The following is a 26,729-nucleotide window of genomic DNA, read 5'->3' as shown; positions in this document are numbered from 1 at the left end:
GAGCGGCACTGGGCAGTTGTGACCACCCCCGGAGGCGTCACTTCTGTCCACTGGGGTCGCGCGTCCGGGCCTCCTAGCCTGCTCGTCGCGGACGTTCGACGCCGGTGGCCGCGGTTTTGCCGGCAGCACCCTCCCCGGCCCGCCCGGAGGACTCCGCCCCTGCCCTCGCCGCACGCCGTACGACGTGCCGCCCGTGAACCGCTTGTACCGCTGACGACGTCCTGACGATGGGGAGAGAACGGTGGCTGATCACCAGCTGGGGGAGTGGCGGCACGCACTGGCGGGCATCGAGCCGCTGGAACTGCCGCTGGACCACAGGCCGTCGGAGGACGGACCGGGTCCCATGGACCGGGTCCCGTTCGACGTGCCCGCCCGCACCGCCGACGCGCTGGCCGCGCTGGCCCGCGACCGGGGAGTGGAACTCCCCGCCGTCCTGCTGACGGTGTTCCACACACTGCTGGCGCGGCACGCGGGCCGGGGCGACGTCCCGGTCGCGGTGGTGGCGGACGGTACGCGGGACACGGACGCGGCGGACATGGCGGCCGTGGTGCGCGGCGCGGCCGGCGATCCGGCGTTCACCGAGGCCCTGGCCCATGCCGCGCGGGGCATGGCGGACGCCGCCGCCCGCGGCCCGGTACCCTCCGGTGCGACCGGCACCACGGTGGCGTGGTTCGCGTGGCGCACCGCCGACCAGGGGCCCGTCGCGTTCCCGCCCCACGCGCACATCACGCTGGACCTCGTCGCCGAGGACGGGGGACGAAGCGGCGTCCTCGGCTACCGGACCGATCTCTTCGAACGCGCCACCGCGGAGCGGATGGCGGGCCATCTCACGACGCTTGCGCGTTCCGCCGCCGGCACGCCCGGCAAGCCGCTCAGCGCGCTGGACATGCTGACGGAGCCGGAACGGCACCGCATCCTGACCGAGTGGAACGGACGGCGCTCCGCGTTCCCCGACACCGCGACCGTCCACCGGCTGGTGGCGGAACAGGCCGTGCGCCGGCCCGACGCGGTCGCCCTGGAGCACGGCGGACAGCGGCTGACCCACCGGGAACTGGACGAGCGGGCCGAGGGGCTCGCACACCACCTGGCGGAACGGGGCATCGGCCCCGGCTCACTGGTCGCGGTCTGCCTGGACCACGGCCCCGACCTGGTGTGCGCGCTGCTCGGCGTCCTCAAGTCGGGCGCCGCCTACGTGCCGCTGGACCCCGCCTACCCGGCCGAGCGGCTGCGGTACATGGTCGAGGACAGCGCCGCACCGGTGGTGGTGACGGACTCCGCGCACGCGGACCTCTTCGCCCCGGACACCGCGCTGCTCCGGGCCGACCGGGAGTGGCCGTCCGGCCCCGGCACCACCCCGCTCGCCGCCGCGGGCCCGGACGACGTGGCGTACGTCATCTACACCTCGGGTTCGACGGGCCGTCCCAAGGGCGTGCGCGTCGCACACCGGGGCGTCGTCAACTACCTGCACTGGTGCGACCGGAACTACCCCCCGGCCCCCGGTGCCTGCATCGGCTCCCTGCTGTGCTCGTCGGCGGCCTTCGATCTGACGGTGACCGCGCTGTTCCTGCCACTGGTGCAGGGGCTGTGCCTCGTCGTACCGGAGCCGGGGCCGGGGCAGAGCGTGTTCGACGCGGCCATGGACATCGTCGCGACCGGTGTCCCGGTCAGCTTCCTGAAGGCGACGCCCTCGCACCTGGAGCTGCTGACCGCCCGGCTGGAGCAGGACGGCGCCCGGCACGGCATCGCCACTGTCGTCGCGGGCGGCGAGGACCTGACTCCGGCGCTGGCGTACCGGGTACTGGCCCTGGGCACCGGCGACACCGCGATCGTCAACGAGTACGGCCCGACCGAGGCGACCGTCGGCAACGTGGTCGCCCGGACGACATCGGTGGACCCGGCGGCGGACCATGTGCCGATGGGCCGGGCGATCGACAACACCGAGGTGTACGTGGTCGGGGCGCACGGCGAGATCCAGCCGGTCGGAGTCCCCGGCGAGCTGCTGATCGGCGGGGTCAACGTGGCCCTCGGCTATCTGGGCCGACCCGATCTGACGGCGCGACGGTTCGTGCCGCACCCCTTCTCGGACGACCCCGGGGCCCGCCTCTACCGCACCGGCGACCTGGTGAAGTGGCTGCCGGACGGGCGCCTGGTCTACCTGGGCCGCATGGACGACCAGGTCAAGCTGCGCGGGCACCGGGTGGAGCTCGGCGAGATCGAGAACGCCCTGCTCTCCCGGCCGGCCGTCGCGGCCGCCACGGTCGTGGTCCGCGAGGACGCCCCGGGCGACAGACGCCTGGTGGCCTACCTGGTGCCGGCCGGCGGCACCGCCGTGGCCGTGGCCGGGCTGCGTGCCGCACTGGCCCGCGAGCTGCCCGAGCACATGCTGCCCGCCCGGTACGTCGTGCTGGAGCGGCTGCCGCTCACCCCGAACGGCAAGGTCGACCGGCGGGCACTGCCCGCACCCGAGAGCCACCGCCCCGACCTCTCCGCCGCGTTCGCCGCACCGCGTACCCCCACGCAACGGGCGGTCGCCGCCGTCTGGGCCGAGCTGCTGGGCGTCGACGAGGTCGGCGCGGACGACGACTTCTTCGAACTGGGCGGCCACTCCCTGCTGGCCGCCCGGGTCGCCTCCCGGCTGCGCCGCGACCTCGGGGTGGACGTCCCCTACCGGACGCTGTTCGACGCGCCGACACCGGCGCTGCTGGCGACGGCCGTGGACGCGCTGGAGCCGGACACCCGCGCCGCGATCCCGAGCGCGGACCGGACGGGCGTCCTGCCGCTCTCCTTCGCGCAGCAACGCCTCTGGTTCCTGGATCAGTTGGCGTCGGGCCGGGCCGAGTACACGATCCCCGTGGGGCTCCGGGTCCGGGGGGAGTTCGCGCCGGACGCGTTCGGCGACGCGCTGACGGCCCTGACCGCCGCGCACGAGATCCTGCGGACCCGGTTCGTCGCGGACGCCGCGGGACGCCCGTTCCAGGTCGTCGACGCCGTGCGCGAGGTGGCGGTGGACGTCCACGACGCCCGGCACCTCGGCACCGACGCCGCGCGCGAGATGCTGCGCGAGGCGGCCGGAGAACCGTTCGACCTGGCCGCCGGGCCGCTGCTCCGGGCGAAGGCGGTTCGGGTGGCCGACAAGGAGTGGCTGCTGCTGCTCACGGTCCACCACATCGTCTCCGACGGCTGGTCGGAGGGGATCCTCGCCCGCGAGCTGGGCGAACTGTACGGAGCGGCGGTGGCCGGCCGGCCGGGCGCCCCGGCCCCCCTCGGCCTCCAGTACGCGGACTTCGCGAGCTGGCAGCGCGAGGTGCTGGACGGACCGGCGCTCGCGGGGCAGTCGGCGTACTGGCGGGAGCGGCTCGCCGAAGTACGTCCGCTGGAACTCCCGACCGACCACCGCCGGCCGGCCCAGCGGTCAGGCCGGGGAGGCACGGTGTCCTTCTCGGTCCCCGCCGGTGTCGTCGCGGCGGCCCGGCGGCTGGCGGCCGGACAGGGAGCGAGCCTGTTCATGTCGCTGCTCGCGGTGTTCCAGCTGCTGATGGCCAAGTACAGCGGCCAGGACGACATCGCGGTGGGCAGTCCGGTCGCCGGTCGGAACCGGGCGGAGACGGAGGAGCTGATCGGTTTCTTCGTCAACACGCTCGTCCTGCGGACGGACCTCTCGGGGGATCCGGCGTTCACGGAACTGCTGGACCGGGTGAAGGAGACCGCGCTCGGTGCGTACGACCACCAGGACCTGCCCTTCGAACGCCTCGTCGAGGAACTCGCCCCCGACCGCGACCTCTCCCGCAACCCCCTCTTCCAGACGATGTTCGCCCTCCAGAACACCCCGGACGGCCATGCCTGGCGGCTGCCCGGAGCGGAGGTGGATCCGTTCCCCGTCCGCGAGGAGGAGGCCAAGTTCGACCTGTCCCTGATCCTCACCGAGCGGCCCGACGGATCGCTCGACGGGGACCTGGTCTTCGCCCTCGACCTGTTCGCCCCGGACACGGCCGAGCGGCTGGCCGGACACTTCGCCACACTGCTGCGTTCGGCGGTCGCCGGACCGGAGCGCCGCCTGTCCGAGCTGGAGGTGCTGACCGGGGCCGAGCGGCACCGGGTACTGACCGAATGGAGCGGGACGGCGTCCGCCACGGCGGTCGGGACCGGGGCCGGGGAGACCGTGCACCGGCTCGTCGAGGAGTGCGCCGCCCTGCACCCGGACACGACGGCCGTGCTCTCGTCCGGCGGAGGAACGACCTACCGGGAGCTGAACACCCGGGCCAACCGGCTCGCCCGCCACCTGCGTCTGCGCGGGGCCGGTCCCGGGGCCGTGGTCGCCGTGTGCCTGGAGCGCGGCCCCGAACAGATCACCGCACTGCTCGCCGTACTCAAGTCCGGCGCCGCCTACCTCCCGCTGGACCCCGAGCACCCCGCCGACCGGCTCGCCCACATGATCACGGATGCGCGGGCCGGGCTCGTGGTCACCGACGGCGCCCGGTCCGCCCGGCTGCCGGACGGCCCCGGCCGGTTCCTCACCGACCGGGACTGGCCCTCCCTCGCCGACCTGCCGGCCCACGACCCGGAACCTGCGGCGTCCCCCGGCGACCTGGCGTACGTCATCTACACCAGCGGCTCCACCGGCCGCCCCAAGGGCGTCGAGATCGAGCACCACAGCCTGGCCGGCCTGGTCCGCTGGACGGCGGACACCTTCGGCGCCGCTCCCGGACGACGGGTCGCGCTGCTGGCCGGGGTCGGGTTCGACGCGTCCGCGTGGGAGCTGTGGCCCGCCCTGGCGACCGGCGCCACCGTCTGCGTACCCGACGAGGCGGTGCGGCTGACACCGGCGCTGCTCCAGCGCTGGCTCAACGAGCGACGGATCACGGGCACCTTCGTCTCCACACCGGTACTGGAGGCGCTGGCCGCGCTCGACTGGTCGGAGCCGACCTCCCTGGAGCACGTGCTGACCGGCGGTGACGCACTGCGCCTCCCGGCCGGGCTGCACCTGCCCTTCCGCGTCGTCAACAACTACGGACCGACCGAGTCGACGGTGGTGACGACCTCGGCCGAGGTCGTCACCGGCACCGCCGTCCCGCCGATCGGCCGCCCGGTCCCCGGCACCTTCGTCTACGTGGTGGACCGGCACGGCCGTCCGGTGCCGACCGGGGTTCCGGGTGAACTCCTCGTCGGCGGCGGCGGGCTGGCACGCGGGTACCGGGGACAGCGGGACCGGACGGCGGAGCGGTTCGTGACCGTCGACGTCGACGGCACGCCGCGCCGCGTCTACCGCACCGGGGACCGGGTGCGCTGGCTGGCCGACGGGCAGCTGGAGTTCCTGGGGCGCCTGGACGACCAGGTGAAGCTGCGCGGGCACCGCATCGAGCCCGGCGAGATCGAGGCCGTGCTGCTGACCGGCCCCGACGTTGCCGCGGCCACCGTCGTCGTCCGCGAGGACACCCCCGGCGACAGGCGGCTCGTCGCGTACGTCGTCCCGTCGGCGGGCACCACGGTGCGCGGCGAGACACTGCGCGGACGGCTCCGCCGGGAACTGCCCGACTTCATGGTGCCGTCCGCCTTCGTGACGCTGGAGCGGCTGCCGCTGACCCCGAACGGCAAGGTGGACCGGCGGGAGCTGCCCGCGCCCGAACCCCGCGCGTCCGAGGCACGCGGCCCGGCCCCCCGCACCCCGGTCGAACGGGCGATCGCGGCGGCCTGGTCCCAGGTGCTGGGCGCCGAGGTCACCGGGGTGGACGACGACTTCTTCGCGCTCGGCGGCCACTCCCTGCTCGCCACCCAGGTCACGTCACGGCTGCGGGACGTCCTGGGCGTGGAGGTGCCGGTGCGGGAACTGTTCGCGACCCCCACCGTCGCCGGGCTCGCCGCCACCGTGGAAGAGCTCGCCGCCGACGGGCCGGCCGGCGCGGACCGCATCGGGCCGGCCGACCGTACCGGCGGGCCGCTGCCGCTGAGCTTCGCCCAGCGGCGGCTGTGGTTCCTCGACCAGCTGGAACCCGGACGCGCCGAGTACGCCGTGCCCTTCGCGCTGCGCGTCAGCGGTGCGCTCGACACGGGCGCCCTCGACACCGCGCTGACCCGCCTGGTGGCACGCCACGAGATCCTGCGGACGAGGTACGTCGCCGACGACGACGGCGAACCGGCACAGATCGTCGACCTCCCGGCGCCGGTACGCACGACCGTCCACGACCTGCGGCACCTGGCCGACCCCGGGGAACGGCAGGAAGCAGCACGGGAGTTCGCCCGCGAGGAGGCCGCCCGGCCGTTCGACCTGGCGGCCGGACCGCTGCTCCGCTCCCATCTGGTACGGCTGGCCGACGAGGAGGCACACCTCCTGCTGACCGTGCATCACATCGCCTGCGACGGGTGGTCGGAGCCGGTCATGGCGCGCGAACTGCGGGAAGGCTACCGGGCGGCGACGGCAGGCACCGTGCCCGAGGACACCTGGCTTCCGGTGCAGTACGCCGACTTCTCCGTCTGGCAGCGGCAGAAGTACACCACTGATGTGCTGGAGGAACAGCTGGCGTACTGGCGGGAGCGGCTCGCCGGGGTGGAACCCCTCGAACTGCCCACCGACCACCGCCGCCCGGCGGGGCGCCCCGGAGGCGGCGACACCGTGACGTTCGAGGTGGGCGCGGCCGTGGCCGCCGGACTGCGGGAGGCCGCCAGGAGCGGCACCGCGAGCCTGTACATGGTCCTGCTCGCCGCCTTCCAGGTGCTGCTGGTCAAGTACTCCCGCCAGGACGACATCGCGGTGGGCAGTCCGGTCGCCGGTCGGAACCGGGCGGAGACGGAGGAGCTGATCGGTTTCTTCGTCAACACGCTCGTCCTGCGGACGGACCTCTCCGGCGATCCGGCGTTCACGGAACTCCTGGACCGGGTGAAGGAGACCGCGCTCGGTGCGTACGACCACCAGGACCTGCCCTTCGAACGCCTCGTCGAGGAACTCGCCCCCGACCGCGACCCGTCCCGCAACCCCCTCTTCCAGACGATGTTCGTGTTCCAGAACACCCCGGACGAGGACGGCTGGAGCCTCCCGGGACTGGACGTCGAGCCGCTCGCGGTCACACTCCCGGACGCCAAGTTCGACCTGACCCTGATGATCTCCGAGAGTGCGGACGGCGGACTGCGCGGCACCCTGGAGTACCGTACGGATCTCTTCGAACGGGACACGGTCGCCCGGATGGCCGGCCACCTGGGGACCCTGCTGGAGACGGTGGCCCGCGAGCCCGGGGCACGGCTGTCCCGGCTCTCCCTGCTCACCGCCGAGGAGGGACGGCGCACGGTGGTCGAGTGGAACCGCACCGAGGCACCCTTCCCGGACACCGCCACACTCCACGGGCTGTTCGAGGAGCGCGCGGCGCGGCAGCCGGACACGGTCGCCGTGGAGGGACCGCGGGGCACACTGACGTACGGACAGCTGAACGCGCGCGCCAACCGGATCGCCCACCATCTGCGGACCCGGTACGGAGTGCGGCCGGACATGCCGGTCGCGGTCTGCCTGGAGCGCGGCCCCGACCTGGTGACGGCCGTGCTGGGCGTCCTCAAGGCGGGCGCGCCGTACGTGCCGATGGACCCGGAGTACCCGGCGGAGCGGCTGGCGTACATGGTGCGGGACACCGCGACCCCGGTCGTCCTCACCGGCTCCGCGCACACCGGCCGGCTGCCCTCCGACGTACCGCTGCTGCTGCTCGACGAGGACACCACGACCCTGGCCGACGAGCCGGACACCGACCCCCTGCCCGTCGCCGCCCCGCACGATCTCGCCTACCTGATCTACACCAGCGGTTCCACCGGCCGCCCCAAGGGCGTCGAGGTGGAGCACCGCAGCCTGGTCAACCTGGTCCACTGGACGCTGCGGGAGTACGGGCTGGCACCCGGGCAGCGGATCGCGCTGATGGCCGGGATCGGCTTCGATCCGGCGGCGTGGGAACTGTGGCTCGGCCTGATCGGCGGCGCGACCTGCTGCGTCACCACCGAGACCGTCCGGCTCAGCCCCCACCTGCTGCGGGACTGGCTGTGCGAACAGGCCGTCCACACCACGTTCCTGTCCACACCGATGCTGGAGGCCCTGGCGGCACTGCCGTGGGAGGCGGACTGCGCCCTCGACTACGTGCTGACCGGCGGCGACCGGCTGCGGATGCCGCCCCGGGCACGGCTGCCGTTCCGCGTGATCAACAACTACGGGCCCACCGAGGCCACGGTCATCGTCACCTCGACGGAGGTCGAACCCGGCGACGTGGTCCCGCCGATCGGCCGGCCCGTCGCCAACACCCGGGCGTTCGTCGTGGACCAGCACGGCCGGCCGCTGCCCGTCGGCGTACCCGGCGAACTCCTCATCGGCGGCGTCCCGGTGGCCCGGGGCTACCGGGGCAGGCCGGAACTGACCGAGGAGAAGTTCGTCCCGTACGAGGCCGAAGGAGTGAGCACCCGGGTCTACCGCACCGGCGACCTGGTGCGGTGGCGGGCGGACGGGGAGCTCGAATTCCTCGGGCGGATCGACAACCAGGTGAAGATCCGCGGCAACCGCATCGAGCTCGGCGAGATCGAGTCGACCCTGCTGACCCACCCCGGCATCGGCGAGGTCACGGTGATCGTCCGCGAGGACACGCCCGACGACAAACGGCTCGTCGCCTACCTCGTGGTCACCGGCACGGACGCGCCGACCACCGCCGACCTCCACGCCCATCTGGGACGGTTCCTGCCCGACCACATGATCCCGGCGGCGTTCGTCACACTGGAGCGCCTCCCGCTGACCCCCAACGGCAAGGTGGACCGGAAGGCCCTTCCGGTGCCCGACCACCAGCGGCCGGACCTGGGAGAGGAGTACACGGCACCGCGCAACGCCGTCGAGCGGGCGGTCACCACCGTCTGGCAGGAGCTGCTGGGCATCGAACGCGTCGGCGTGCACGACAACTTCTTCCAGCTGGGCGGTCACTCGCTGCTCGCCACGCAGGTGGCCTCCCGACTGCGGAAGGCGCTCCGGGTGGACGTGCCGGTACGCGCCGTGTTCGAACTCCCCACCCCGGCGCAGCTCGCCCAGGGCATCGCCGACCTGATGATGGCGGCGATCACCGCGCAGTTCGCACCTGCCGGGTGACCTGCCGAGTGCCGCGACGGGCAGAGGCCGGACCCCGGCGACGGGATCCGGCCCCTGCCCGGCCCGGTGCGCCGGACCGGACCGGTCAGGCCATGTCCTCGGCGCGGATGCCGCCGCTGGCGAGCGCCAGGGCGCCGAGCTGGAACCGGCTCCGGGCGCCGAACCGGTCGGTCAGCTTCTCCGAGAGCCGCCGCACCGTGCGCACCGAGACGTCCATCCGCCGCGCCGCCGCCGCGTCCGTCAGCCCCTGCGCCCACAGCAGGAGCACATGCTGTTCCTGGAGGGAGAGATTGCCACTGGTGCGGGGGCGGGCCTCGGCGAGCGGCAGGGCCTCCTTCCACAGCCGGGCGAACAGGGTCGCGAAGGCCTCCGTGACCGACTCGACGCCGCACGCCATCGCGCCGACCACCCGCTGGCCGCTGGTGACCGGCACGACGGCGTGCCTGCGGTCGGAGACGATCATCCACACGGGCAGCGACGGCAGGGTGCGGACGGCGCCGCCGCACTCCTCGCTCCGGCGCAGCCGCTCCGTCGCCTCCGGGTCGTTGCGGACGCTCTCCAGCACGATCGCGCGGGCGGGTGTGCCGCGCCGCCGCAGGATCTCGTGCAGCGAGTGACCGGCCTCGAAGGCCGCCGCGTCGGGCCGCTCGACCGGCCCGACGGTCAGCCACTCCTGCGCGCACGCGTCGGCGAGAGAGGTGATGTGCTGCCACACGGCGTCCGCCCCGGCCAGCCACTTCACGTCCGGAACGCTCTCCCGGCCGTCTTGCCCGCGTTCCGACAGCAGCCGCGTCACCTCCAGCCGGCTGCCCTCCACCTGGAGCCGGTGGCGGGCCAGTTCGTCCTGCTGCCAGGTGAGTATCGCCGCCAGCCCGACCTCCGGATCGACCGGCCGCCAGCCGCTGGCGGATTCTCCCGGGACGATGAGCAGCTGCGCGGACAGCCGCTCCAGTCCGCCCCGGACCGTTTCCTCGGTCTCCTCCAGTCGCGAGGCCAGTTCCGCCACCTCCGCGCCGGGCCGGTCGACCATCGAGATGTACACACTCCGTGCGACGGAGTCGATACCCAGAGAGGTCCGCATGTCGTGCGCTCCTGTATGTCTTGTCGTACGGCACCTGTTGGCTGTGGGACACGGGTCGAGTTCGGACCGGCGGGGTGTTCTCCCGGGGCGTCACCGGGGGAGCCGCCGGCCGGACACCAGTAGAACGGGTGCCGTGACGGCGGCGGATGCGGGGTGATCCCCCAAGTTCCTTCGGGCCACCGGTACACGGGGGCGGGCGCTGCGGCCTTCTGCGGACGGATCCCGGACACGGAGACCGGTGTCCGGCGGCCGGAGCGCACCGCCTCCCGACTACGGGCAGCCGGTGCCTCGCCCTTTGTTCCCACGGCCGGGCGCCATCGGACGGAGCCGCGTTGGCCGTGGCGGCTCCCGGCCGGACGGCACGTCAGCCGGTCGTGCACCACGTGTGGCCGTGCCCGGCGGGCCGTACGGCGAAGGGGTTGCGGCGCACGGGCCGTGCCGCGTCGTCCGGGTGAGCGCGGCCTCATTCCTCCCACGGCGCGCCGTGCACGCCCCGGGGACACCTGCCGGGCCGGGCGGCAGCCGGGTCCCCTCCGCCCCCACCGGCCGGGGCGCCGAAGATAGTGGGGGACGGTCCCCCATAAGGGGCCCGGCCCGTCGGATCCAGGCCGTGCGGCCGTCCTGTCAGGTGTTTCGGCGCCGGGAAGCTCCGGCCGCGGAAGGCACCAGGTGCCGGGCCGGAAGGCGGGTACCTCCCGGTGGGCGGGGGAGGGCCTGGGGAGGGGCGGACGGAGATCCGCGGGCGGTACGGAACAGCTCCCCCGGCACCGGGCGTGGAGCGCGGCCCCACCCGGAAGCGCCAGTTCTCCTCGAAGGCGGGATCGGATCAGGCTCCGTCGGCCGCCGTGATCGGCCGCGAACGCGAGGAGGCCACGGCCCGCCGTGTCGTACGGGCGGCCGACCGGCGCGGAACGGACGGGTGACGGGAGGCGCCGGCCGGACCGGTCGGCGGGCAGGGGCCGCTGCTCCCGCCCGCGTGGGGACGCCGGAATCCGGCGGCATCGCCGGGCGGAACGCCGGGACGGAGGGGGACCGCGGCCGCTCCGGCCGCCGTGACACCTACGCGGGCAGGTGGGCCGGGGGCCGCCTCCACCACTGCTTCGACGCGGTGGCGGGGGGACCGGACATCGACCGTGGCCCCGTCGACGCGGAGGGCGGAGGGCGCCGCCACCACCGGGCGTCGTCGAAGGCCGACGCCATGGTGTGCTCCGTGGCCCTCACGGCGGCCTCCGGGCGGATGGCCGGGTCACGGGACGGGGGTGACCGAGGCCGTGAACGCAACCCCGTCCAGGGTCCAGTGGGAGTCGGGGGCGATCCCGAGTGCGGCGTAGACCTGGGCGGCGACATCGGCGTGACGGAGGCCCGACGGAGTCGCGCCCGCCGGCAGGCCGGGACCGGACGCGGCGATCCAGGCCGTGCGCTCCTGCGGGCTGCGCCCTCCGTGCCCTCCTTCGTCGCGGTGGCCGTGGTCCGTCACCACGATGACCGTCCACCGCTCCGCCGCGTGGCCGGGCCGGCGGCGCACGGCTTCGAGGACGCGGCCGAGCCGCCGGTCGGCGGCCTCGATCGAACGCCGGTACTCCTGACCGCAGCCGAGGAAGTGCGCGGTCTCGTCGACGGCGCCCAGGTAGACGAAGCCGGCGTGGAGCTCCTCGTCCAGGCCGAGAAGGTGTTCCGCCTCGGCGGTCACCCGGTCGTCCACCTCCTCCCACGCCTCGGGGGTGTCCGCCCGCGGGGCGACATAACCGAGCCGGGTGGGGGAGACGAAGAGCGGGCCTCCCTGCCGTGCGAGGAAGAGCGGCTCCCAGCCGCCGACGGCGAAGGTCCGCAGTCCGCAGTCGGCGGCGAGGCGGGTTGTGAAATCGGGAAAGACGTCCAGGCGGTTGCCGTCGAAACGGTTGGCCCACACCCCGTGCTTGGCGACGCCGACCCCGGTGACGACGGTGGTCCAGCAGGGGCCGGACATCGTCGGTGTCGCGGAGTCCACCTCGACGGGCGCCAGGAAGCCCGCGCGGGCTATCCCGTCGAGGTACGGGGTGTCGAGTTCGGGCAGCAGGTCGAGGCGTACGCCGTCGATGCCGACCACCAGTACGCGAGCGGTGTTCTGGGTGTTTTCCACGGGACCGGTCCAGACGTGTCGGGAGAAAGAGGGGGAGGCGGGAGTGCGGGGCGCGTCGTTCAGGGACCGACCCGGCTGAGCCGGATCAGGCTGCTGGCGTGGTCACCTGCGGGCAGCCGGGGGTCGATGCCCCGATGGATCAGGAAGGCGCCGTCGTACACCTGGTTCGCGCCCGGGTCGAGGTACCGCGCCCCGGGATCGAGGGCGGGCAGCTTCACCGGGGCGGCTGCGTGCCCGAAGCGGGCCGTGGGACGCCGGACGAGGACCACGTGCTCGCTGTCGTCCGGCGCCGCGTAGTGGACCGCGGACACGGGGCCGTCGAAGGCGACGCGGTGCTGGTGACCGCGTTGCACCAGCGGACGGATCTCCTTGTACTCGGCGACGAGCGCGGCGGCCTCCGCCAGCTCCGCGTCGGACCAGGACGCGAGGTCCCCGCCGATCCCCAGCGCGCCCGCCATGGCCACGTGGAAGCGGAAGCGCAGCGGTGTGCCGCGGCCGGTCGTGGTGTTGGGGCTGTCGGTGACCCACGCGGCCATGGCCTGGGCGGGGAAGAGCTGACCGAAACCGTGCTGGATGCCGATCCGGTCGGCCGGATCGGTGTTGTCCGAGGTCCACGCCTGGTCGGTACGGGCGAGGACGCCGAGGTCGACCCGCCCGCCGCCGCCCGCACACGCCTCGATGCGCAGTCCGGGGTGGGCTTCGCGCAACCGGTCCATGATCCGGTGGACGGCCCGGGTGTGGTCGATCCACAGCCGGTCGGGGTCGGGATGATCCCAACCGGCCTCGGTGAAGGCCCGGTTGGCGTCCCACTTGAGCCAGTCGACACCGTGGTCGCGCACCAGGCGGTCGAGGGTCTCCAGGGCCCAGGACTCGACCTCGGGCCGGGCGAAGTTCAGGACCAGCTGGTTGCGGAGTTCCGTCGCGTCGAGCCGGGGGGAGTGGATGACCCAGTCCGGGTGAGCGCGGTACAACTCGCTGTCCCGGTTGACCATCTCCGGCTCCACCCACAGCCCGAACTCCATGCCGAGGCGGTGCACCTCGTCGGCGAGCGGGCGCAGCCCGCGGGGGAACGCCTCGGGGCGGGGCGTCCAGTCGCCGAGCCCGGACCGGTCGTCGCGACGCGTGCCGAACCACCCGTCGTCCAGTACGAAGAGCTCGGCCCCCACCCGCGCGGCCAGGTTCGCCAGCCGCAGCTGACCGGCCTCGTCCACCTCGAAGCCGGTGGCCTCCCACGAGTTGTAGAGCACCGGCCGGTCCCGGTCGGGCTCCGGCAGGACGTACCTGCGCACGTAGTGGTGCCAGGCACGGCTCGCCGCGCCGAAGCCGTGCCCGGTGTACAGGCCGGCGTACACCGGCGTACGAAGGCTCTCGCCCGGACGGAGGGTCCAGGACAGCCCCTCGTGGCCGAAACCCCCGGTCCAGACGGTGCGGCCGACCGGGTCGCGATGGAGCGTGACGCGCCAGCTCCCGCTCCAGGCGAGTGCGGTGCTCCATACCTCGCCCTGCTCCTCGGCCGCGGTGCCGTCGTCGAGGGCCAGCCACGGGGACGCGTGATGACTCGTCAGTCCCCGACGGCTGGTCAGCACGGTCTCGGCGACGGGAAGCCGGTCGCGGCGCAGCTGGAACTCGCTGTTCCAGCCGCCGACCAGATGGCTGAGCCGGTAGTCGGAGAGGGGCGGAGCGGTCCAGGAGGCCGAGTCGAGCCGGCCGACGGAGACCGGACCGGCCGGATCGTCCGGGGCACCGGTGTGGGTCAGCTCCGTCCAGCGCTCGACGACATCGGTGTCGGACCGTACCCGGTAGCACAGCTCCGCCCGCAGCGGACGGTGCCGGTCCTCCAGACGGAGCCGCAGCTCACCGCCGTCGATGCGATGGCCCGCGAACCGCCACTGCGTCCCCCGGGTGCCGTCGGCGAAGCGGACCTGGAGGCCGGCGGGCCCGAAGCGCGCCCCGGTCTGCGGCGCGAGCTCATCGGCGGCGTCCGCCTCGAAGCTGCTCGCGGCCGGGGACACCGGCTCAGGTGCCGAGGCCAGGGCGGCGGCGCCGAGCGGGGCGCCCCAATGGACGTGCCGCGGGCTGCCGTCCGCGCCGACGCGGAGCGCGTACACGCTGTTCGGTGTGCGCAGGACCGCGAGGCCCGGATCGGGGTCGAAGGTGACGGGCGGGAACGTGGCGGGCACGGATGCATCCCCTGACGTGCGGAGGGAAACGGGGGCGGATCCGGGGCGGCACGGAGCGAGGGCGGCCTCGGTCGTGTGCGGCCCGGGTCCGGGGACAGGGCGGCCCGAGCGTAGGACGACCTCAACTCCCAAATCAATACTGGAAGAAGTTATTTATTTCCTCTACGTTGCACCCGTGCTTCGACAACACTCCCGGCCTCTGGTCAGCGCTCCCGCCGAGACCGCCGTCCTCGCCCTGCTCCTCGCGGAGGGACCACTCAGCAGGGTGGAACTGGCACGGCGGACGGGGCTCTCCTCGACGGCCGTCACCAAGGCCGCCCGGCCGCTCATCAACGACGGCTACCTGTACGAACTCCCGCCGGAACGCACCGCTCCCGGTGCCGGCCGACCGGTGAACCCGCTCGCGGTCGACCCCGACCGGGAGTACTTCGTCGGGCTGAAGATCAGCGCCGACCAGCTCTTCGGCGCCGTCTGCGATCTGCGGGCCGGTATACGGGCCACCGCCTGCCGGCCGCTCGAGGTGCGCACACCCGAACTCGCACCCGAGACCGCCGCCGCTCTCGTCGCCGAACTGGTCGACGAACTCCTCGACGAGAACCCCACGTTCCGGGAACGCACGCGTCACCTCGGCGTCGCCATCAACGGTGACGTGGACCGGGAGAGCGGACGACTCCGCCATTCCGGCCTCCTCGGCTGGCGCGACGTCCCGATCGGCGAACTGCTCGGCGCCAGCACCGGACTGACGGTCACCGTCGAGAACGACGTCAGGGCGCTGACCGTTGCCGAGCACTGGTTCGGGGAAGGCATCGGCACCGGCTACTTCGCCCTGGTCACCATCGGAGCTGGAATCGGCTCCGCGCTCGTCGTCAACGGACACCTGCTCAGAGGCGCCCACGGCGTCGCGGGCGAGGTCGGACACCTCTGCGTCGACCCGTCGGGGCCGGTCTGCCGCTGCGGTGCGCGCGGTTGCGTCGAGGCGATCGCCTCGACCGCCGCGATCCTCACGGCGGTCCGCCGGTCCGCGGCGAACCAGCGCCTCACCTTCGAGGAGGTCGTGGCCATGGCCCGCGAGGGCAGCCCTGCGGCCCTCGAAGCCTTCGCCCGCGCCGGACGGGCCATCGGGGTCGGCATCGCCGCACTGGTCAACCTGGTCGGTCCGGAGCGTGTGGTGGTCAGCGGGGAAGGAGCCGACACCTACGACCTCTTCGGCCGCCACATCCAGGACGCGTACGCCGCACACGCCTTCGGAGCGGCGTCCCAATGCCCGCTGTCACTACGCCCGTTGCCCTGGGAGGACTGGGCCCGCGGCGGTGCGGCCGTAGCCGTCCAGGCCCTCTTCCCGCAGCCCGCGGCAACTTCCACGATCGGCTTCGGCTGACCGACGCGACGACCGGCCGCCCCACGGCGGCCGCGTACGACTCCCTGGCCGCGCACTCCTCTGCCGGCAAGCACTGACGAAGGCGTCGGCCAGGGAGCACATCCGCCCCGTACACACCCTCACACAAGGAAATGCGACATGAGCGCACGCAGATTCGAGCTTAGCCGACGCGGATTCCTCACGGGATCGCTGCTCATCACCGCCGGGACGGTCCTGACGACCGCCTGCAGCACCGACCCCGGCGGTTCCTCCTCGGCCGGCACCACCCTCAACGTCTGGTACCACGCCTACGGAGAGGCCGGTGCCCAGCAGGCCGTACTCCGCTACGCCAAGGAGTTCACCAAGGCCAACCCGGACGTGGCCGTCAAGGTGACCTGGGTTCCCGGCGACTACGCGGGCAAGCTGAACGCGACCCTGCTCACCGACGCGGCCCCCGACGTCTTCGAGATCGGCGACTTCAGCGAGAGCCTCGCCCGCCGCGGCCAGATAGCCGCTCTCGACGACCTGTACGGAGACGCCAGGAGCGACTTCAACACCAACGCCATCGAGTCCGTCACCGTCGACGGCAAGCTCTACGGCGTCAAGATGGTCGACGACGTCATGATGCTCTACTACCGCAAGAGCGCCCTGTCGAAGGCCGGGATCAACCCGCCCACGACCTTCGACGAACTGGCCGCCGCGGCGAAGGCCCTGTCCACGGGGAAGAGCAAGGGCCTGTTCCTCGGCAACGACGGGGTCGGCGACTCCGCGATCCTCTCCGTCTGGTCCAACGGCGGCGACCTCGTCGGCCCCGACGGCAAGGTGGAGTTCGGCTCGGACCGGGCCCTGGAGGCGCTGAAGGGACTGAAGCGCCTGCACGACGACAAGTCACTGCTGCTCGGCTTCACCACCGACTGGTGGGACCCCTCCGCACTCACCCAGGGCGTCGTCCCGATGCAGTGGAGCGGCCTGTGGGCGATGCCCGCCGTCTCGTCCGCCCTCGGCGACGACTTCGGTGTGCTGCCCTGGCCCGCGTTCGGGGCCGGCGGCACCCGGGCCGTCCGGGTCGGCGGCTGGACCAGCTGCGTCAACGCCAAGGGCAGCAAGGTCGCCGCGGCCAAGAAGTTCGTCCAGTGGCTGTGGATCCGGCAGTCCGGGCTCCAGCAGGACTTCGGCGGAAGCTACGGACTCCACGTCCCGCCGCGCACGTCCGTCGCGGCGACCGCGAAGAAGCTGTCCACCGGCCCCGCCAAGGAGGCCGTAAGCCTGGCCTCGAAGTACGGCAAGCACAACCCGGGGACCTGGGACACCGCGGTCAGCAGTGCCTTCAACGGCGCCGCGGCCAAGATCGTCGGCGGCCAGGGAGACCCGGCCGCGCTCCTGGCCGCCGCGGCGAAGAAGGCGCAGCACGAGATCGACAAGCAGCTCGGCCGGTGAACCGGATGGCTCCGGCGACCGACGACACGCCGATATCCCGGCGGGCCCGGCGCTCCGCGGCCACTCCGCCGGGCACCGCCCGCACCACACGGGCCGCCCGTCCTCGCGTGGGCCGGTCCGGATGGATCGCGTTCGTGCTGCTGACCGCGCCGACACTGATCGGGCTCGGCATCTTCAAGTACGTCGCGATCGGCTGGAGCTTCCTGCTCAGCTTCAGCGACGCGCGCGGCACCATCGGCCTCGGCCACTGGGTCGGACTCGACAACTACCGAACCCTCCTGGCGGACCAGGCATTCCGCGACTCACTGCTCCAGATCCTCCTGTTCACCGCCTTCATCGTGCCCGTCACCTTCGCCGCGTCCTTCGGACTGGCCCTGCTGGTGCACCGCATCCGGCGCGGCCGGGCCCTGCTGCGCACCACCTTCCTCGTGCCGGCGGCCGTCTCGTACGTCGCGGCGTCGCTGCTGTGGAAGATGTGCCTGTTCAACGGCCTGCCGACCGGAATCGCCAATGTGGTCGGCGGCTGGTTCGGAGCGGAACCCGTGGCCTGGCTGCAGACCACCTCACCACCGCTCTACTGGATCGTCCTCGTCACCTTGCGCCTCTGGCTCCAGGTCGGTTTCTACATGGTGCTCTTCCTGGCCGGACTCCAGGCCATTCCCAAGGAGCTCTACGAGGCCGCCGCACTCGACGGCGCCACCGGCCGACGGCTGCTGACCGGAATCACCCTGCCCATGCTGCGCAACACCTCCGTCGCCGTACTGATGCTGCTGTTCATCGCCGCCTTCCAGGCCTTCGACGAGTTCTACAACCTGTTCAACAGCGGGCTCTCCGGCACCGGAGCCGCCCCTGTGCAGACCCCGCTCGTCCACCTCTACAACACCGCCATGGGCAACCAGAACTACGGACTGGGCTCCGCCGGAGCCTTCGTACTGACCGCCCTCATCGTCGGAGTGACCCTGATCCAGGGACGGGTCACCGGATTCGGCAGGGGCGAGGAGTGAGAGACGCATGACCACCTCGCCCGTGCTCGACACCGCGCGCACCCTCGCCCGCGGCCTGCTCATCGGCCTCCTCACCCTCGCCTTCCTGACGCCCTTCTACCTGATGCTGCGCAACTCCCTGATGGACGCGCAGGGCCTCACGGCGCCGGGGTGGACCTGGTGGCCCTCGACGATGCACTTCGAGAACTTCACCGACCTGTTCGGCGACCCCGCCGTCTCCATGGGCCCGGCCCTCGGCAACTCGCTGCTCATCGCCGGTGTCACCGCGCCGGTCTCCACCCTCCTCGCCTCCGCCGCCGGCTACGCCCTCGCCCGGATCCCCGTTCCGGGACGCGGGGTGATGCTCGGCCTGGTGGTCGCCACCCTGATGATCCCCGGCTCGGTCACTTTCGTTCCGACCTTCGTAGTCGTCGGCTCCATGGGCGGTGTCAACACCCTCTGGGGCATCATCGTCCCCGGCCTGTTCAATCCGTTCGCGGTGCTGCTGTTCCGCAACTTCTACCTCCAGTTCCCGAGCGAGATCGAGGACGCCGGACGCATCGACGGACTGGGCTGGCTCGGCATCTACCGCAGGATCGCGCTGCCGAGCTCCGGGGCGATGCTCGCCTCCCTGGGGGCGCTGTCCTTCATCGAGAGCTGGAACGCCTTCCTGTGGCCGCTGGTCATCGGCCAGGACCCCTCCGCCTGGACCGCGCAGATCGCCCTGTCCACCTTCCTCACCTCGCAGACCATCAACCTGCCCGGACTCTTCGCCGGTGCCGTCGTCACCATCACCCCCCTGGTCGTCATGTTCCTCGTCGCCCAGCGCCACATCGTCGAGGGCATAGCGACCAGCGGCCTCAAGGGCTGAACCACCGCAGCGTTCCGCACCAGACAGGCACCATTCCCCCACCCGTACAAGGAGCCTCTCCGTGACACCTCGCATCACACCGCTCCGACGCGCGACCGCGGCTCTCGCCACATCGTCCGCGCTCCTCCTCTGCTCCCTCGTCCCCACGGCCGCCGCGGCCGATCCGGCGACGGCTTCGGCGTCGGCACCCTCGGTCCTCAGCGGTGCCCAGCTCGCCGCCTCGTGGACCGGCCCGCTCTCCACCCGGGACCGGTACGTCGTCGACGCCGACGGGGACCGCTTCAAACTCAAGTCCGGCAACTGGGCCGGCGCCCAGGGCACCTGGCAGGGCAGCGGCGACGTCAACGACCCGGCGAACCACCAGGCGCGGCAGATGTCGCACAACATCCCGCTCGGCCTCGACCGGAAGCCGATCTCCCAGATCCTGGCCGATTTCCACGCCCTGGGCCTGAACAGCATCCGGCTCCCGTTCGCCAACGCGCTCATCCACGACACGAGCACCGTCCCGGACTCTGCCGTCACCGCCAACCCACAGCTCAAGGGGAAGACCCCGCTGCAGGTCCTCGATGCCGTCGTCGCGGCCCTGACCGCGGACGGCTTCGCCGTCATCCTCAACAACCACACCACCAGCTACCGCTTCTGCTGCGGACTGGACGGCAACGAGCGCTGGAACAGCGGCCAGTCGACCCAGCAGTGGATCGACGACTGGGTGTTCCTCGCGAAGCGCTACCGCAACGACAAGCGGGTCGTCGGAGCCGATCTGCGCAACGAGGTCCGCCGCGACACCTGGGACGACCCCAACTGGGGCTGGGGCGACGACCACGACCTCAACAAGGCCCTGGAAGAAGCGGGCAACAAGATCCTCCAGGCCGACCCGGACCTGCTCATCGTGATGGAGGGCATCAACTGGCAGGGCATCCCGACCGACATCACCCCGCACGGCCGCCCGACCCTCACCCCGGTCGCCACCCTGTCCAACACCCTGATCCGCTCCGACAAGCTCGTCTACGCGGCCCACTTCTACGGCTACACCGGCCCGAACCACACCGGCGCCACCGGAACGGGCGAGACCCACGACCCGCGCTACGAGGAACTCACCCCCGCACAGCTCGCCCAGGTCGTCGACGACCAGGCCCTGTTCGTCACCCGGTCCGGCCAGCACTTCACCGCGCCCGTGTGGATCAGCGAGTTCGGTGCCGCCGGCCGGGGCGACCTCGATGCCAGGGAACGCGCCTGGTTCGCCAATTTCACCGACATCCTGGTGAAGAACGACACCGACTTCGCCATCTGGCCCCTGGTCGGCTGGACCGACGCGAACGGCACCCCCCAGGACAACTGGGCCATGGTCAACTACAGCGCGGACGGAACCCGGCTCGGCGTCATGGACACCGGTGACTGGCGCGCCACCGCCTGGGACAAGCTGGTCAACGCCCCCGGCCGGACCGGTCCGATCGCCCCCGCACCCCGCTGGAACATGCTGAACCTGGACTACGCCGACTACAACGTCTCCGCCACCAAGCTCGCCGGGCCCGACTGGTCCGTCGGCAACCGCAAGGGCAACTGCCCCGACAGCCAGCGCCTCGCCGGCCTCGGCCGCAGCGACAGCAGGGGACTGTGCACCGACGCCGGCCAGCCGGTGAAGGGCACCGGTTCCTGGACCGTCGTCACCGACGAACGGTACGTCACCGACGGCGACTGGGCGAGCGGCTACAGCAAGCTCCAGTGCCCCGCCAACGCCTTCGCGGTCGGCTACAGCGTCAACAAGAACGCCATGGCGGCCCTCCTGTGCGCCCCGGCCGCGGCCTCCCTGCCCGTCAACGGCCGCGCGGTCTGGTTCGACAACGGCGACAACCGGCCCGCAACCGGCGGATCGACCGGCAGCGACTGGGCCCCGGGCCACTACAAGGGCCAGTGCGCCGACACCGAGTACCTCGCGGGCGTCGCCCACACCTGGAAGTGGAACCACGGCGGAGTCCCCGACGCCCTCCTGTGCCGCCCGCTCGGCTGAACCAACCGGATCCGTACCCCCTGAGGAGCACCACAGCCATGCCCCTGCTGGAGATCGCCGACGACGGCTTCCGTCTCGACGCCCGACCGTTCCGCATCGTCTCCGGAGCACTGCACTACTTCCGCGTCCATCCGGAGCAGTGGGCCGACCGACTCCACAAGGCCCGGCTGCTGGGTCTCAACACGGTCGAGACCTACGTCCCGTGGAACCTGCACGCCCCGCACCGAGGGGAGTTCCGCCTCGACGGAGGTCTCGACCTGCCCCGGTTCCTCGACACCGCGGCCGCCGAGGGACTGCACGTCCTGCTCCGGCCCGGCCCGTACATCTGCGCGGAGTGGGAGGGCGGAGGGCTGCCCTCCTGGCTGCTCGCCGAGGAGGGGATCGTCCTGCGCAGCAGCGACCCCCGCTTCCTGCGGGAGGCCGACGCCTACTTCGGATCGCTGCTGCCCCCGCTCCGGCCCTACCTGGGAAGCAACGGCGGGCCGATCCTCGCCCTCCAGGTCGAGAACGAGTACGGAGCCCACGGCGACGACACCGCCTACCTCGCCGAACTCGCCGCCATGCTGCGCCGCCACGGCGTGGACGTCCCCCTGTTCACCTGCGACCAGCCCGCCGACCTGGTGCGGGGCAGCCTGGACGGGGTCCTGCCCACCGCCAGCTTCGGCAGCCGGGTCGCCGCCGGACTCGCGGCACTGCGCGAGCTCCGGCCGCGCGGACCGCTGATGTGCACGGAGTTCTGGATCGGCTGGTTCGACCGCTGGGGCGGCGTCCACACCCGCCGCGACCCGGCCGACGCCGCCGCCGACCTCGACCGGCTGCTCGCCGCCGGTGCCTCCGTCAACATCTACATGTTCCACGGCGGCACCAACTTCGGCTTCACCAACGGAGCCAACGACAAGGGCACCTACCGGCCCACCGTCACCTCCTACGACTACGACGCCCTCCTCGACGAGGCCGGTGACCCCACCCCCAAGTACGCGGCCTTCCGCGAGGTCATCGCCCGCCACACCGCTGTCCCCGCCGAGCCGCTGCCTCCCGCGTCCCCCAAGGCCGCCTTCGGCCCGGTGGAGCTCAGCCCCACCGCCGGGCTGCTGGAACAGGCGGACGCCCTCGGCACCCCGGTGACCGCCGACCGGCCCCTGACCATGGAGGAACTCGGCCACCCCTTCGGATTCGTCCTCCACGAGACCGAACTGCCCACACCCGGGCCGGCCGTCCTGCACGTCGAGCGGGTCCGCGACCGCGCCCAGGTCTTCGTCGACGGACAGCCGGTCGGCGTCCTGGAACGGGAGAACCACGAGCACACCCTCGCCTTCACCGTGCCCCGCCCCGGAGCCCGGCTCGCCGTGCTCGTGGAGAACCAGGGCCGCGTCAACTACGGTTCCGGGCTCCACGACCGCAAGGGCCTTCTCGGCCGCACGACGGTCAACGGCACTCCGCCCACCGCCTGGCGCAGCCGCGCCCTGCCCCTCGACCGGCCCGACGCCTTCCCCCACGGGTTCGCGGACCCGGCCCGTCACCCGGTGGGCCCGGCGTTCCACCACGGCGTCCTCACCGTGGACGAGCCCGCCGACACCTTCCTCCACCTCGACGGCTGGACCAAGGGCGTCGCCTGGATCAACGGCTTCGCCCTGGGCCGCTACTGGTCGCGGGGGCCCCAGCGCAGCCTGTACGTTCCCGGGCCCGCGCTCAGACCCGGCCCCAACGAGATCACCGTCCTCGAACTCCACGCCACCGCCACCCGCCGCGTCCACCTGCGTGACACACCCGACCTCGGGCCCACCGAGGAGTGACCGTCGTCCCACGGAGCACACCATGCACAGCGACCGACGTCTGACCGAGCAGCGGCTCGACCGCGTCCTGAACCAGCGCATCCGTCCGGCCGTCCACGCCCGCGCCACACCGCTCCGGGTGGAGATCTGGGACGCCCCGGGCGAACCGGTGCCCGTACCGGAGGCACTGGCCGCGCCCTACCGGCCCGTCACGACCGGCCACCGCTGGGGGCCGGCCTGGACCACCAGCTGGTTCAGGATCAGCGGCCGGGTGCCCCGGGAGTGGGCGGGCCTGCGGGTCGAGGCCGTACTCGACCTGGGTTTCGACGTCACCGGCCCCGGCTTCTCGACCGAGGGCCTAGTCCACCGCCCGGACGGCACCGTGGTCAAGGCGCTCAACCCGCGCAACGCCTGGATCCCCGTCGGCGACCCGGCGAGCGGAGACGAGGAGTTCACCTGGTACGTCGAGGCCGCCGCCAACCCCACCGTCCCCTTCCCCGGCCAGCCGCACCACGCACCGACCAGGGCCGGGGACCGGCCCCCCTGGCTGACCGGCGGCGACAGCACCGGCGAGCCGCTCTACCGGCTCCGCCGCGCGGACCTGACCGTCTTCGACCGGGAGGCATGGGAACTCGCCCAGGACCTGGACGTCCTGGGGGAGCTGATGCACGAGCTGCCCGAGACCTCCGAGCGACGGTGGCAGATCCTCCACGCCGTCGAACGCGCGCTCGACGCCGTGGACGTACAGGATGTCGCCGGGACCGCGCACGCCGCACGCGAAGCCCTGCGTCCCGCCCTGGCCGCCCCCGCCGCCGCGAGCGCCCACCGGATCTCCGCGATCGGCCACGCCCACATCGACACCGCCTGGCTGTGGCCGTTGCGCGAAACCGTGCGCAAGGTCACCAGGACCGTCGCCAACGTCACTCATCTGATGGACGATCATCCGGAGTTCCGCTTCGCCATGTCCCAGGCCCAGCACCTGGCCTGGCTGAAGGAGCGGCGCCCTGAGCTTTTCGCGAGCGTCCGCCGGAAGGTGCGGACGGGCCAGTTCCTGCCCGTGGGCAGCCTGTGGGTGGAGCCCGACACCAACATCACCGGAGGCGAGTCCCTCGCCCGACAGCTCGTCCACGGCAAGCGGTTCTACGCCGAGGAGTTCGGCGTCGAGACCGAGGAGATGTGGCTGCCCGACACCTTCGGCTACAACGCGGCGATGCCCCAGCTGATGAAGCTCGCGGGGGTGCGCTGGTTCCTCACCCAGAAGATCTCCTGGAACACCACCAACAAGTTCCCCCATCACACGTTCTGGTGGGAGGGCATCGACGGCACCCGCGTCTTTACGCACTTCCCGCCCGCGGACACGTACAACAGCGAACTGTCCGGAGCGGAACTGGCCCACGGCGCACGCAACTTCCGGGACAAGGGACCGGCCAACCGCTCCCTCCTGCCCTTCGGATACGGCGACGGCGGCGGCGGACCCACCCGCGAGATGCTCGCCCGCGCCGACCGTCTCGCCGACCTGGAGGGATCGCCCCGGGTCGCCATCGAGCCACCCGCCCGCTTCTTCGACCGCGCCCACACGGAGTACCCGGACGCCCCGGTGTGGCTGGGCGAGCTCTATCTGGAGTTCCACCGGGGCACGCTGACCAGCCAACTCCGTACCAAGCAGGGAAACCGGCGCAGCGAGCACCTGCTGCGCGAGGCCGAGCTGTGGTCGGCGACAGCGGCGCTGCGCACCGGGTTCCCCTACCCGTACGACGCACTCGACCGGCTCTGGAAGACGGTGCTGCTGCACCAGTTCCACGACATCCTGCCCGGCTCCTCCATCTCCTGGGTGCACCGGCAGGCGGAGGAGGCGTACGCGGCGGTCCGCGCCGAACTCGACGAGCTCGTGGCCTCCGCGCAGCGGGCGCTGGCCGGCCCGGGAACCGGCACGGTCGTGTTCAACGGAGCCCCCTTCGCCCGGGGCGGTGTCGATGCCCTCGGTGCCGCGCTCCGCACCGGGGATCCGGCGCCCACCGTCGCCCCCGTGCCGTGCGAAGGCGGACATGTGCTCGACAACGGTCTGGTGCGATTCGTGATCGACGGCCGCGGGCTCGTGGTCTCGGCCGTCGACCTCGCGGCGGGCCGCGAGGCCCTGCCTCCCGGCGCCGTGGCCAATCTGCTCCAGCTCCATCAGGACTTCCCCAACGAGTACGACGCCTGGGACATCGACGCCTTCTACCGCAACACCGTCCGGGACCTGACGGACGCCGACCTGGTGACCGCCGTCGACGGTGGTGTGGAGGTCCGGCGCGGCTTCGGCGACTCCCATGTGCGGCAACTGCTCTCGCTGCGGGAGGGATCACGGCGCCTGGACATCGCCACCGACATCGACTGGCACGAGCGGGAGAGCCTGCTCAAGGCGGCCTTTCCCCTGGACGTCCGGGCCGACCACTCGACCGCCGAGATCCCCTACGGCCACGTCCGCCGCCCCACCCACACCAACACCAGTTGGGACGCGGCGAAGTTCGAGATCTGTGCCCACCGGTACCTCCACGTCGGCGAGCGGGGCTGGGGAGCGGCCCTGGTCAACGACTCCACCTACGGCCATGACGTCACCCGGGACGTACGCGCCGACGGCGGCACCACCACGACCGTCCGGCTCTCGCTGCTGAGGGCCCCCCGCTTCCCCGACCCGGACGCCGACCAGGGCGGACACCGGCTGAACTACGGCCTTGTCCTGGGTGCCGACATCGCCGACGCCGTACGGGAGGGTTACGCCTTCAACCTGCCCGAGCGGTCCGTCGAGGGAGCGGCGGCGGTGCCCCCGCTCGTCACCACGGACGAAGAGGCCGTCGTCATCGAGGCCGTCAAGCTCGCCGACGACCGCTCCGGCGACCTCGTCGTCAGGCTCTACGAGGCCCACGGCGGCCGTGCCCGGACCGTGCTGAGCACAGCCGTCCCGTGGGACACCGTGACCGGGACGGACCTTCTGGAACGCCCGTCGGCAGACGCGGAACCCACCCGGCCGGAGCTGTCGCAGGGCACATCGCTCCAGCTGACGCTGCGCCCGTTCGAAGTCCGTACCCTCCGGTTCGGGCTCCGGCCCCGTCCATGACCCCGGCCCGGCCACCTCGGCCCGGTCCATCCGAGCACACGATCCGGGAGACCTCGTGCACACCGAACTGCGGGCCGTCCTCTTCGACATGGACGGCACACTCGTCGACACCGAGCGCCTCTGGAGGCAGGCGGTCGAGGAGGAGTCCCTGAGCCTCGGTCTCACCCTCACGGAGGCGGATCTCCCGCACGTGACCGGCCGCGCCATCGAGGACACCGCCGCCCACCTCGCCGCCCGCGCGGCCGGCCGGGTCGGCCCGGCCCGGCTGGCCGCTTCTTTGGAACGCCGCTTCACGCACCTCGTGCGAGGCGGCGTGGTCCCGCTTCCGGGAGCCGAGGCCCTCCTCGCGGCGCTCGGCGCTGCGGGCGTGCCCACGGCCCTGGTCTCGGCCTCGCCCCGCCCCGTCGTGGACACCGTCCTCACCGCCCTGGGGCGCCACCGTTTCACCACGACCGTCGCCGCCGGTGAAACCGCCCGCACCAAGCCGTTCCCCGACCCCTACCAGGCGGCCCTGACCGCCCTGGGCGCCGCACCGACCGGCTGCGTGGCCGTCGAGGACAGCCCGACAGGCATCGCTTCGGCGGAGGCCGCCCGGTGCACGGTCCTGGCGGTTCCCTCCGTCACGGCCGTCCGACCGGCCCCGCACCGCACGGTGGTCCACAGCCTGCTGGACGTGGACCTCGCCCTGCTCCGGTGCCTGGTCGCGAGGGGATGAGAGAACGGAATCCCCGTC

General features: G+C 72.6%; 12 protein-coding genes. 9 read left to right on the top strand and 3 right to left on the bottom strand.

The features are described 5' to 3' along the window. The first annotated feature begins 241 nt into the window (after window positions 1-241). The gene (locus tag ACIQGQ_RS32770; protein ID WP_402402906.1) at window positions 242-9,091 is read left to right on the top strand and encodes an amino acid adenylation domain-containing protein; all 8,850 of its coding nucleotides are present in this window, start codon (window positions 242-244) and stop codon (window positions 9,089-9,091) included. A gap of 85 nt (window positions 9,092-9,176) precedes the next feature. Here ACIQGQ_RS32770 and ACIQGQ_RS32765 read toward each other — a convergent pair whose 3' ends face one another. The 3 genes from ACIQGQ_RS32765 to ACIQGQ_RS32755 all read right to left on the bottom strand — a co-directional run bounded on the left by ACIQGQ_RS32765 (window position 9,177) and on the right by ACIQGQ_RS32755 (window position 14,471). Beyond that, window positions 9,177-10,172, bottom strand: coding sequence for a helix-turn-helix domain-containing protein (locus tag ACIQGQ_RS32765; protein ID WP_402402903.1), 996 nt, complete (start codon window positions 10,170-10,172; stop codon window positions 9,177-9,179). 1,246 nt (window positions 10,173-11,418) lie between these two features. Then, window positions 11,419-12,291 carry an alkaline phosphatase family protein gene (locus ACIQGQ_RS32760; protein ID WP_402402901.1) on the bottom strand — a complete coding sequence of 291 codons (873 nt, stop codon included), beginning with the start codon at window positions 12,289-12,291 and terminating at the stop codon, window positions 11,419-11,421. Window positions 12,292-12,350: 59 nt separating this feature from the next. Continuing rightward, window positions 12,351-14,471: an alpha-galactosidase gene (locus ACIQGQ_RS32755; RefSeq protein ID WP_402402898.1), complete on the bottom strand. Its 2,121-nt coding sequence runs from the start codon at window positions 14,469-14,471 to the stop codon at window positions 12,351-12,353. Between the two features lie 175 nt (window positions 14,472-14,646). On the opposite strand from ACIQGQ_RS32755, the gene ACIQGQ_RS32750 reads away from it, so the two are divergent. The 8 genes from ACIQGQ_RS32750 to ACIQGQ_RS32715 all read left to right on the top strand — a co-directional run bounded on the left by ACIQGQ_RS32750 (window position 14,647) and on the right by ACIQGQ_RS32715 (window position 26,711). Further along, the gene (locus ACIQGQ_RS32750; RefSeq protein WP_402402894.1) at window positions 14,647-15,849 is read left to right on the top strand and encodes an ROK family protein; all 1,203 of its coding nucleotides are present in this window, start codon (window positions 14,647-14,649) and stop codon (window positions 15,847-15,849) included. Between the two features lie 138 nt (window positions 15,850-15,987). Continuing rightward, window positions 15,988-17,265, top strand: a complete 1,278-nt coding sequence (locus tag ACIQGQ_RS32745; RefSeq protein WP_402402892.1) for an ABC transporter substrate-binding protein — start codon at window positions 15,988-15,990, stop codon at window positions 17,263-17,265. Window positions 17,266-17,270: 5 nt separating this feature from the next. Beyond that, entirely contained in the window at window positions 17,271-18,269 is a 999-nt protein-coding gene (locus tag ACIQGQ_RS32740) for a carbohydrate ABC transporter permease (protein WP_402402890.1), read from the top strand. Window positions 18,270-18,276: 7 nt separating this feature from the next. After that, complete coding sequence (locus ACIQGQ_RS32735; protein WP_402402887.1) at window positions 18,277-19,119, top strand: carbohydrate ABC transporter permease; 843 nt, start codon at window positions 18,277-18,279, stop codon at window positions 19,117-19,119. A gap of 61 nt (window positions 19,120-19,180) precedes the next feature. Beyond that, entirely contained in the window at window positions 19,181-21,127 is a 1,947-nt protein-coding gene (locus tag ACIQGQ_RS32730; RefSeq protein WP_402402884.1) for a glycoside hydrolase family 5 protein, read from the top strand. A gap of 38 nt (window positions 21,128-21,165) precedes the next feature. Then, the gene (locus ACIQGQ_RS32725; RefSeq protein ID WP_402402881.1) at window positions 21,166-22,920 is read left to right on the top strand and encodes a beta-galactosidase family protein; all 1,755 of its coding nucleotides are present in this window, start codon (window positions 21,166-21,168) and stop codon (window positions 22,918-22,920) included. A gap of 22 nt (window positions 22,921-22,942) precedes the next feature. Then, window positions 22,943-25,996, top strand: coding sequence for an alpha-mannosidase (locus ACIQGQ_RS32720; RefSeq protein WP_402402878.1), 3,054 nt, complete (start codon window positions 22,943-22,945; stop codon window positions 25,994-25,996). Between the two features lie 55 nt (window positions 25,997-26,051). Next, entirely contained in the window at window positions 26,052-26,711 is a 660-nt protein-coding gene (locus tag ACIQGQ_RS32715) for an HAD family hydrolase (protein ID WP_402402876.1), read from the top strand. Window positions 26,712-26,729 lie beyond the last annotated feature (18 nt).

Origin of the sequence: Streptomyces sp. NPDC092952 (assembly GCF_044754785.1) — a bacterium.
Lineage (GTDB): Bacteria > Actinomycetota > Actinomycetes > Streptomycetales > Streptomycetaceae > Streptomyces.
This window is presented reverse-complemented; position numbering and strand designations above follow the sequence as displayed.